The sequence below is a fragment of the Pseudomonas sp. JV245A genome, from assembly GCF_032424515.1.
GTDB lineage: Bacteria > Pseudomonadota > Gammaproteobacteria > Pseudomonadales > Pseudomonadaceae > Aquipseudomonas > Aquipseudomonas protegens.
Genome location: NZ_VYKE01000190.1, coordinates 1 through 8278, shown reverse-complemented (window position 1 = coordinate 8278; position 8278 = coordinate 1). Strand labels below are relative to the sequence as shown.

Sequence of the window (8278 nt, the reverse complement as noted above, 5' to 3'; positions counted from 1 at the left end):
GGGGGCAGGAGCCCTTTGCTTACTTTGGGGCTTTTCCAAAGTGAGTCGCTGTAAGAGCGAAACCCTAAGCAGCCGTGACCGCAGCAACGGATATGTACGCAGAACCGTATGCAGCCAGGTGAAAAGCATCGGCAGGTTTGGCGAGAACTGCGTCCTCGTGCGCAGCCTCGCTGCGCTCGACAGCGGCTACAGGTTTCGATGGTCAGGGCCATCAGGAAACTGCTTACTTTTGCGCTCTGCAAAAGTGAGTCGCTGTAAGAGCGGAACCCTAAGCAGCCGTGACCGCAGCAACGGATATGTCCACAGAACCGTATGCAGCCAGGTGAAACGTGTCGCCAGGTTTGGCGAGGACTGCGTCCTCGTGCGCAGCCTCGCTGCACTCGACAGCGGCTACAGGTTTTGGTCTGGCCCTTCAGCCTTCGCCACAGGGGGTGTGGCCTGCCAAATGGCGGGGGCTGCCACAGGAAAGACTCCAGTCTCTGCGGCCGTAGCCCCGCTTTTCAGCCAATGGCCCGCCCCAACCGCAACGCCACGCTCGCCGCCTGCTCCGCACTGACGACATTAGTAAACCCCATCACCAAGCCCTGCCTAACCTCGCCCCCCAGATACCACTGCGACAACGGCTCCACCGCAATCCCCTCCCCCCGCGCCCGCCGGGCAATCTGCACATCGTCCCCCTCCCCCAGCCCAGCCACCACATGCATGCCCCCCGCCTGCGGATCTATCTGCAAACGCCCACCCAACGCCTGGTGCAACGCCTCAACCAACCACTGCCGCCGACGCGCATACAGGCCCCGCATTTTGTTCAGATGCCGGGCAAAGTGCCCCTCGTTGAGAAAGGCCGCGACCGTCGCCTGCTGCAGGTGCGGGCAGTGGTTGTGCAAACGATCCGCCTGGCGGGCGAACGCTGGGGTCTGTTCGGCGGGTACCACCAGGTAGGCCAGACGCAGGCCTGGAAACAGGACTTTGCTGAAGGTGCCGGTGTAGAGCACGCGGCCTTGCTGGTCGAGGCTCTTGAGGGCCGGCAAGGGCTTGCCCTGGTAGCGGTATTCGCTGTCGTAGTCGTCCTCGATGATCCAGCTGCCTTGGCGGTTGGCCCAGTCCAGCAGGGCCAGGCGCCGCGGCAGGGACAGCGACACCCCCAGCGGGCTCTGATGGGTCGGGGTGACCACGGCAAAGCCGGCCTCTGGGGCGCGGGCGATGCCTTGGGCGACGTCCAGGCCCTGATCGTCCACGGGCACCGGCACCAGCTGTGCGCCGGCTTCCAGCAGTGCGTTCCTGGCCATGAAATAGCCGGGCTCTTCCAGCCAGCAGGTGGCGCCCGGGCCCATCAGCGTGTGGCTGATCAGGTCGAGGCAGGCGCGGTAGCCGGCGCAGACGAAAATCTGCTCCGGGTGGCAGCTGATGCCCCGGGAAATCCCCAGGTAGGAGGCAATGGCTGCCCGCAACGGGGCGTAGCCGCGCGCGTCCGGGTAGACCAGGCCTTCGACGCCCGCCTGGCGCAGTTGCCGGCCCGCCAGGCGGGTCCAGAGTTTGCGCGGAAAGGCGTCCAGCGCTGGCAGGCCCATTTGCAGGGCCAGGGGCGAGGTGCCGGCATGGGTGGCCTGGTAGGTCGTGGGGGCCACTGGGGCGCGCTGCGTGGGCGCCGAAACCGGTGCCAGTTGCGGGGTGACAATGGTCCCGGCGGCCCCGCGAGCAGTCAGGTAGCCCTCGCCTATCAGCAGCTGGTAGGCCGCTTCCACGGTGCCCCGCGCCAGGTTGAGTTCCGCCGCCAGGGCGCGGACCGCCGGCACTCGGTCCCCCGGACGCAGGCGGCCATCGGCGATAGACTCGCGAAACCGCTGGTAAAGCTGGCGATAGATCGGCGCCGTCTGGCTGCGGTCCAATTCGAAAGGAAGGATCATGGCCTAGTCATTTATGCATTTTTTGGCCCTGTAGCTTAAGCCATTGACCTTCTAAAGTGGGTCATCTCTTTTCAGCGGATGACGGACATGCCCTACACCCTTCAACACCTCGAAAGCGAAGCGGCCCTGGCGGCCAGTTTCGACTTGATGCGTGTCTTGCGCCCCCACCTCACCAGCCCGGCGGCCTATGTCGCCCAAGTAGCCCGGCAAACCGAGCAGGGCTACCGCTTGCTCGCCGTGTGGGACGCTGAGCGCATCGTCGGCCTGGCGGGTTACCGCGAGCTGGAAAACCTGCTCTACGGGCGCTTCATCTACGTCGATGACCTGGTCGTGAGCCCGGAGCTTCAGCGCAGCGGCTTGGGTGCGCGGCTGTTGAGCGCCGTGCGGGAGGAGGCCGTGCAGCGTCAATGCGATCACCTGGTGCTGGATACCGGCCTGCATATGCCCCTGGCCCAGCGTTTCTATTTCCGTCAGGGGTTGCTGGCCCGTGGCATGCATTTCACTCAGCGACTTCAAGGTGGGGAGCCGGCATGAACAACCTTCTACTGATCAACGCCAGCCCCCGTGGGCAGGTTTCCCATGGCAACCAGTTGGCACTGGAACTGGTGAGTTCCCTGCGCCAACGCTATCCGCACCTCGAACTGGTCGAGCGCGATCTGGGGGCCAATCCGTTGCCACCCCTGGGCATGGACTACGCCCACGCCCTGACCATCCCCACGCCCTTCGACGCACCACTGTTCGAGGTGTCCGAGGGGCTGATCGGCGAGTTGGAGCGCAGCGATGCCCTGCTCATTGCCACGCCCATGCACAACTTCACCCTGCCGGCCGCGCTCAAGCTGTGGATCGACTACGTGCTGCGCATTCACCGCACCTTCAGTTCCGGCCCGGAAGGCAAGGTCGGCCTGCTCAAGGACCGCCCGGTGCATGTGCTGGTCAGTTCCGGCGGCTTTCACCAGGGCGAACGGGCACGCCAACCGGATTTTCTGACGCCTTACCTGCGCCAGGTGCTGAACACCCTCGGCCTGTTCGACCTGCAGTTCACTTATCTGCAAGGGTTGGTGTTCGGTGACGAGGCCGTGCGTGCAACCCTCGACGAGGCCCGCAGCGCACTGTCCTTGCAGCCCCTGTTCAACCCTCTCGTTTGTGCCTGATCACTTTTTTACCTATCGGAGTTTCACCATGAGCCAACTCAGACTGCCCTTTGCCACCCTGTCGCCAGCCGCCTATCAAGGCCTGCTCGCCACCAACACCGCCCTGGTCGCAAGCCCCCTGGGCTTGCCCCTGGTGGAACTGGTGTTTTTGCGCGTGTCGCAGATCAACGGCTGCTCGTTCTGCCTGGGCAAGCACTCACAGACCCTGCGCGAGTGTGGGGTGGCGCAAGACAAGCTGGATTGCCTGGCCGGCTGGCGCGTCAGCGAACTGTTCAGCGAACGCGAGCGCGCCGCGCTGGCCTGGACCGAAACCCTCACCTACGTCCACGACAAGGGCGCGCCGGACGAGCTGTACGAACCGCTGAAAGCGCACTTTAGCGACGTTGAAATTTCCGACCTGACCTTGGCCGTGTCCTTGATGAATGCCTTCAACCGGCTGGCGGTGGGCATGAAGCTCTGAGAGCGAAGCCATTGTTGGCGGTGTTGGCTGTGGATCTTCCTGCCCCTGCGGACAGGAGGGTCGAAGGCAGGCATTGAGCCGTGGCCAACCCGGCAGGATGCCGGGTTGGCCGCCACCCGCCCCCAGGTGCACGCGGTAAGAAGGTGGCTCCGCGTCTTCGTTGGCGAGCTTCGCTGGCAAGCCAGCTCCTACAGGGGAAGCGATATCAGGTCGGCTCGGGGTCGCCGTTTTGCCCCCCCCTGCTCTATGCGAGAAAAGCTCCGCTGGCGCCGGCATCGGCCAATGCAAACAGCAGTGCTTCCAGCGCTTCATCGGACGCCGAGCCGAGGTCAATCTTGACCCTGTACCCCTCCTCCGTGGCCTCCGGGTCCGACACAAAGTGCAGCACCCCTTGCAGCCCTTCTTCGGTTGGCGAATTCTCGTCTTCGCCATCGAACCACTCAAAGAACCACGCCCGAATAACCTCAGAGGCCTGTTCCAGGCTCAAGCCCCGCACCTCCAGGGGCAACCAGTCCCAGCCAAAGGGCGAGATCACCACCGCCATCTGCTCGATCGCAAAGCGCACAGGCTCAAAGCCCAGCTCGGTTTCGGAATCGACCTGCACCGGCTCCCCGCTCTCGGCCGCAATCACATCCACCCGGCAAGGCGTGCCCATGGCCCCTTCAACCGCCAGCGAACCATCGCTGTTGCGGTAAGCGGGCTCGACATGCGCCGCCCCTTCTGCGGCGATACGCGCCAGGGTTTCGACATAGGGTTTACGAATGGCGGCAAGCAGTTCGCTGACGGTCATGGGTCTGATGACTTCCTTGGCAAGGGGCCGTCGAGGGTTCTGTCTTCGACGGGAGGGTGATGGGTGGCTGAAAGGCCGGCGCAATAGTGCAATGGGCGGCCGTGCAACGTCCATGAAAAGCCACGCGCCTCTGGCCGCTCCTCACCGCAGACCTGCGCCTCGAAAAATTTTGGCTTGCTCAATACATATGGATATTCGTATATTCGATTTTCCATATACAAGGAGCGAGCATGATCACGCCTCCCGAAGTCTTCAAAAGCCTGGCCGACGAAACCCGTGTGCGCGCCACCCTGCTGATCGCCGATCAGGGTGAGCTGTGTGTCTGCGAGCTGATGTGTGCACTCGACGACAGCCAGCCAAAAATCAGCCGCCACCTGGCGCAACTGCGCAGCAGTGGCTTGCTGCTCGACCGCCGCCAGGGCCAATGGGTGTATTACCGCCTCAACCCCCAGTTGCCGGGCTGGGTCCAGGAGATTCTGCAGGTGACGGCCAAGGCCAACGCCGCTTGGCTCAAGGACAACGCCGCGCGCCTGCAGAACATGGATGGCCGCCCCGTTCGCGAAGCCGCCTGCTGCTGACCCCTATCGAGTGAACCTGCATGTTTGTCGCTGTGGCTGTTTTTCTCTTCACCCTGATTCTCGTCATCTGGCAGCCCAAGGGCCTCGGCGTCGGTTGGAGCGCCACGTTCGGCGCAATCATCGCGCTGGCGGTGGGCGCGGTATCGCTGCAGGACATTCCCACGGTGTGGGCCATTGTCTGGAACGCCACCGCGACTTTCATCGCGGTGATCATCATCAGTCTGCTGCTGGACGAGGCCGGGTTCTTCGAATGGGCCGCCCTGCATGTGGCGCGCTGGGCCAGGGGCAGCGGCCATCGGCTGTTCGCTTTCTGCGTGCTGCTGGGGGCGGCGGTGTCGGCGCTGTTCGCCAATGACGGCGCAGCGCTGATCCTCACGCCCATCGTCATGTCGATGCTGCTGGCGCTGCGTTTTTCACCCGGGGCGACCCTGGCCTTCGTCATGGCCGCGGGCTTCATTGCCGACACCGCGAGCCTGCCGCTGGTGGTGTCCAACCTGGTGAATATCGTGTCCGCCGACTACTTCCGGCTGGGGTTCGCCGAGTACGCGGCGGTGATGCTGCCGGTGAGCCTGGCCAGTGTCGCCATGACCTTGCTGGTGCTGTTCCTGTATTTCCGCAAGGACCTGCCGCCACGCTACGCCCTGGATGCGCTGCCGCAACCTTGCACGGCGATCCGTGACCGGGCCACCTTCAGGGTCGGGGGCTGGACCCTGCTGATGCTGCTGGTCGGGCTGTTCGCCCTGGAGCCCCTGGGTATTCCCATCAGCGCCGTGGCGGCGGCCTGTGCCGCGCTGTTGTTTGCCGTCGCCGCCAAGGGCCACCGGATCTCCACGCGCCGGGTGCTGCGCGAGGCGCCGTGGCAGATCGTGGTGTTCTCGCTGGGCATGTACCTGGTGGTGTACGGCCTGAAGAATGCCGGCCTGACGGACCTGCTGGCCCAGGTGCTGAACCGCCTGGCCGAACAGGGGCTGTGGAGCGCCACCCTGGGCACGGGCCTGTTGTCGGCGCTGCTGTCCTCGGTGATGAACAACATGCCCAGCGTGCTGATCGGCGCGCTGTCGATACAGGCCAGCGAGGCACAGGGGCTGGTGCGCGAGGCGATGATCTACGCCAACGTCATCGGCTGCGACCTGGGCCCGAAAATCACCCCCATCGGCAGCCTCGCCACGTTGCTCTGGCTGCACGTGCTGGAGCGCAAGGGCCTGCGCATCACCTGGGGGTATTACTTCAAGGTCGGCGTGCTGCTGACCCTCCCGGTTCTGCTGGTCACCCTTTCGGCCCTGGCCCTGCGCCTGAGCCTCTGACAGCCGCCCAAAGCGGCAGGAGCCCCCCCCATGCGAGTCCTGTTCATGTGCACGGCCAACAGTTGCCGCAGCATTCTTTGCGAAGCCCTGTTCAACCATCTGGCGCCCGAGGGGTTCGCGGCGGTCAGCGCCGGCAGCTTCCCCAAGGGCCAGGTGCTGCCACGCAGCCTGTCGACCTTGCAGCAGGCCGGCATCGCCACCGACGGCCTGTACAGCAAGGGCAATGACGCCTTCGCCGACAACCCGCCGGATATTGTCATCACCGTCTGCGACAAGGCGGCCGGTGAAAGCTGCCCGGTGTATTTCGGTCCGGCGCTCAAGGCCCATTGGGGGCTGGCGGACCCGTCCGATGTGCGCGGTGAAGAGGCAGCGATCGACGCCGCGTTCCGCGCCACCCTGGCGCAGATCGAACAGCGCTGCGCAGCCTTCTTCGCACTGCCCTTCAACCACCTCAGGCGCGATCAGCTCAAGACCGAGCTCGATCGCATCGGCACGCTTTAAGGAGGACCCATGTCCGAGCACCTGCCCAACCTGGATTTGCGCCTGTTCGATGGCGCACCCACTTCGACGCCAGACGAGCACAAGCCGCGCATCCTGTTGCTCTACGGTTCCACCCGCGAGCGCTCCTTCAGCCGGCTGCTGGTCGAAGAGGCGGCGCGCCTGCTGGAGCATTTCGGTGCCCAGACGCGGATCTTCAACCCCTCCGGCTTGCCCTTGCCCGACGATGCCCCGGCGGACCATCCCAAGGTCCAGGAACTGCGGGAGCTGGTGCTGTGGTCGGAAGGCCAGGTCTGGTGTTCGCCAGAGCGCCACGGGGCGATGTCGGCAGTGTTCAAGGCGCAGATCGACTGGGTTCCGCTGGAGCTCGGCGCGGTGCGTCCGACCCAGGGCAAGACCCTGGCAGTGATGCAGGTCTGCGGCGGCTCCCAGTCGTTCAACGTGGTCAATCAGTTGCGCGTGCTCGGGCGCTGGATGCGCATGTTCACCATCCCCAACCAATCCTCGGTGCCCAAGGCCTACATGGAGTTCGACGACGCCGGGCGGATGAAGCCTTCGCCGTTCTACGACCGGGTGGTGGATGTGATGGAAGAGCTGGTGAAGTTCACCGTGCTGCTGCGCGACCGCCAGGCGTTTCTGGTGGACCGCTATTCCGAGCGCAAGGAAAGCGCCGAGCAACTGATGGCCCGGGTCAACCAGCGTTCAATCTGAAGGGGCGCAAAGACCCCTTGGCGGCCTGAAGGAGAAGCCTGCCTAGCAAAAGCAAGATACATAACTCCAGACACACAATTGAACCTGCGCTACTATGCGCCTGGAGTTATAAAGCACCTCTCACCCCGACCAGGAGATGGAGGTGCAAAGCAGACTGTTGATCAAGGAGCTTGAAGCCGCAGGCTGGGTGCTGGAGCGAGTCACCGGCAGCCATCATCTGTTCCAGCATCCCTACCGGCCCAACACCGTTCCCGTGCCGCATCCGAAGAAGGATCTGCCACGGGGAACGGTCCGGGCCATCAGGAAACTGGCCGGGCTGCTCTAGCGCCCATCACCCTTCGCATCTGTTTTGAGGAGATCCCCGTGCAATATCCCATCTGCATCGAGTGGGGCGACGAGCACACGGCCACCGGCATCCAGATTCCCGACATTCCCGGCGCGGTCACCGCCGGCGACACCTTCGAGGCCGCCTACAGCGCCGCCGTCGAGATTGCCCACCTCATGCTCGAAGAGCTGGCCCGCGCCGGGCAGGCCATTCCCCTGCCCTCTGCCACCCAAACGCACCGCGCCCATCCTGATTACCAGGGGATGGGCTGGGGCATGCTGGAGATCGACATCACGCCTTACCTGGGCAAGACCGAGAAGGTCAACGTGACCTTGCCGGGGTACGTGATTCAGCAGATCGACCGCTTTGTCCGAGCGCACAACATCAAGAGCCGGTCGTCCTTTCTGGCGGATGCGGCGCTGGAAAAGCTCGGGCGCTAAGCACAGATTCAAGAGCGCACAGCACGAACGCAGAACGCCGTCGGGTAGGAGCCGGCTTGCCGGCGAAGCGGCCCGTAAGCCATGCAGCGCCTGGACGGGCGCCTTCGCTGGCAAGCC

The 8278-nt window shown here is 64.4% G+C and carries 11 protein-coding genes; 9 read left to right on the top strand and 2 right to left on the bottom strand.

What is annotated here, in order from left to right; translation table 11 throughout:
- Positions 1-500 precede the first annotated feature (500 nt).
- Positions 501-1904, bottom strand: a complete 1404-nt coding sequence (locus F6S12_RS28185; RefSeq protein ID WP_315869578.1) for a PLP-dependent aminotransferase family protein — start codon at positions 1902-1904, stop codon at positions 501-503.
- Between the two features lie 87 nt (positions 1905-1991).
- Between F6S12_RS28185 and F6S12_RS28180 the strand changes: the two genes are divergently transcribed.
- Genes F6S12_RS28180 through F6S12_RS28170 form a run of 3 tightly spaced genes read left to right on the top strand, consistent with a single transcriptional unit; the run spans position 1992 to position 3515 of the window.
- Positions 1992-2438 (top strand): GNAT family N-acetyltransferase, encoded by a 447-nt coding sequence (locus tag F6S12_RS28180; RefSeq protein ID WP_315869577.1) that lies wholly within the window; start codon positions 1992-1994, stop codon positions 2436-2438.
- Positions 2435-3055 carry an FMN-dependent NADH-azoreductase gene (locus F6S12_RS28175; protein ID WP_161467471.1) on the top strand — a complete coding sequence of 207 codons (621 nt, stop codon included), beginning with the start codon at positions 2435-2437 and terminating at the stop codon, positions 3053-3055. Before F6S12_RS28180 ends, F6S12_RS28175 begins: the two co-directional genes overlap by 4 nt.
- A 28-nt stretch (positions 3056-3083) precedes the next feature.
- A complete protein-coding gene (locus tag F6S12_RS28170; RefSeq protein ID WP_011060488.1) occupies positions 3084-3515 on the top strand; it encodes a carboxymuconolactone decarboxylase family protein in 432 nt (143 codons plus the stop codon).
- 244 nt (positions 3516-3759) lie between these two features.
- Here the strand turns inward: F6S12_RS28170 and F6S12_RS28165 are convergent, their stop codons facing one another.
- Positions 3760-4305, bottom strand: a complete 546-nt coding sequence (locus F6S12_RS28165) for a hypothetical protein (protein ID WP_152686096.1) — start codon at positions 4303-4305, stop codon at positions 3760-3762.
- Positions 4306-4535: 230 nt separating this feature from the next.
- Here F6S12_RS28165 and F6S12_RS28160 point away from each other — a divergent pair, with 230 nt between their 5' ends.
- From F6S12_RS28160 to F6S12_RS28135, 6 genes are all read left to right on the top strand, one after another.
- Positions 4536-4883: a metalloregulator ArsR/SmtB family transcription factor gene (locus F6S12_RS28160; protein ID WP_169894003.1), complete on the top strand. Its 348-nt coding sequence runs from the start codon at positions 4536-4538 to the stop codon at positions 4881-4883.
- A gap of 20 nt (positions 4884-4903) precedes the next feature.
- Positions 4904-6187 (top strand): arsenic transporter, encoded by a 1284-nt coding sequence (locus F6S12_RS28155; RefSeq protein WP_053157447.1) that lies wholly within the window; start codon positions 4904-4906, stop codon positions 6185-6187.
- A 30-nt stretch (positions 6188-6217) separates the two neighbouring features.
- The gene (locus tag F6S12_RS28150) at positions 6218-6688 is read left to right on the top strand and encodes an arsenate reductase ArsC (protein WP_152686094.1); all 471 of its coding nucleotides are present in this window, start codon (positions 6218-6220) and stop codon (positions 6686-6688) included.
- A gap of 9 nt (positions 6689-6697) precedes the next feature.
- Positions 6698-7396: an arsenical resistance protein ArsH gene (arsH, locus tag F6S12_RS28145; RefSeq protein ID WP_041117166.1), complete on the top strand. Its 699-nt coding sequence runs from the start codon at positions 6698-6700 to the stop codon at positions 7394-7396.
- Positions 7397-7538: 142 nt separating this feature from the next.
- Positions 7539-7721: a type II toxin-antitoxin system HicA family toxin gene (locus F6S12_RS28140; RefSeq protein WP_077935001.1), complete on the top strand. Its 183-nt coding sequence runs from the start codon at positions 7539-7541 to the stop codon at positions 7719-7721.
- A gap of 38 nt (positions 7722-7759) precedes the next feature.
- Positions 7760-8161, top strand: a complete 402-nt coding sequence (locus F6S12_RS28135; RefSeq protein WP_077933771.1) for a type II toxin-antitoxin system HicB family antitoxin — start codon at positions 7760-7762, stop codon at positions 8159-8161.
- The last annotated feature ends 117 nt before the right edge of the window (positions 8162-8278 follow it).

What these genes read in the sequence shown, in the direction of transcription:
- F6S12_RS28150 (WP_152686094.1), top strand. Translation starts at nt 6,218, where the DNA reads ATGCGAGTCCTGTTCATGTGCACGGCCAACAGTTGCCGCAGCATTCTT.
- F6S12_RS28175 (WP_161467471.1), top strand. Translation starts at nt 2,435, where the DNA reads ATGAACAACCTTCTACTGATCAACGCCAGCCCCCGTGGGCAGGTTTCC.
- F6S12_RS28170 (WP_011060488.1), top strand. Translation starts at nt 3,084, where the DNA reads ATGAGCCAACTCAGACTGCCCTTTGCCACCCTGTCGCCAGCCGCCTAT.
- F6S12_RS28180 (WP_315869577.1), top strand. Translation starts at nt 1,992, where the DNA reads ATGCCCTACACCCTTCAACACCTCGAAAGCGAAGCGGCCCTGGCGGCC.
- arsH (WP_041117166.1), top strand. Translation starts at nt 6,698, where the DNA reads ATGTCCGAGCACCTGCCCAACCTGGATTTGCGCCTGTTCGATGGCGCA.
- F6S12_RS28165 (WP_152686096.1), bottom strand. Translation starts at nt 4,305, where the DNA reads ATGACCGTCAGCGAACTGCTTGCCGCCATTCGTAAACCCTATGTCGAA.
- F6S12_RS28160 (WP_169894003.1), top strand. Translation starts at nt 4,536, where the DNA reads ATGATCACGCCTCCCGAAGTCTTCAAAAGCCTGGCCGACGAAACCCGT.
- F6S12_RS28155 (WP_053157447.1), top strand. Translation starts at nt 4,904, where the DNA reads ATGTTTGTCGCTGTGGCTGTTTTTCTCTTCACCCTGATTCTCGTCATC.
- F6S12_RS28185 (WP_315869578.1), bottom strand. Translation starts at nt 1,904, where the DNA reads ATGATCCTTCCTTTCGAATTGGACCGCAGCCAGACGGCGCCGATCTAT.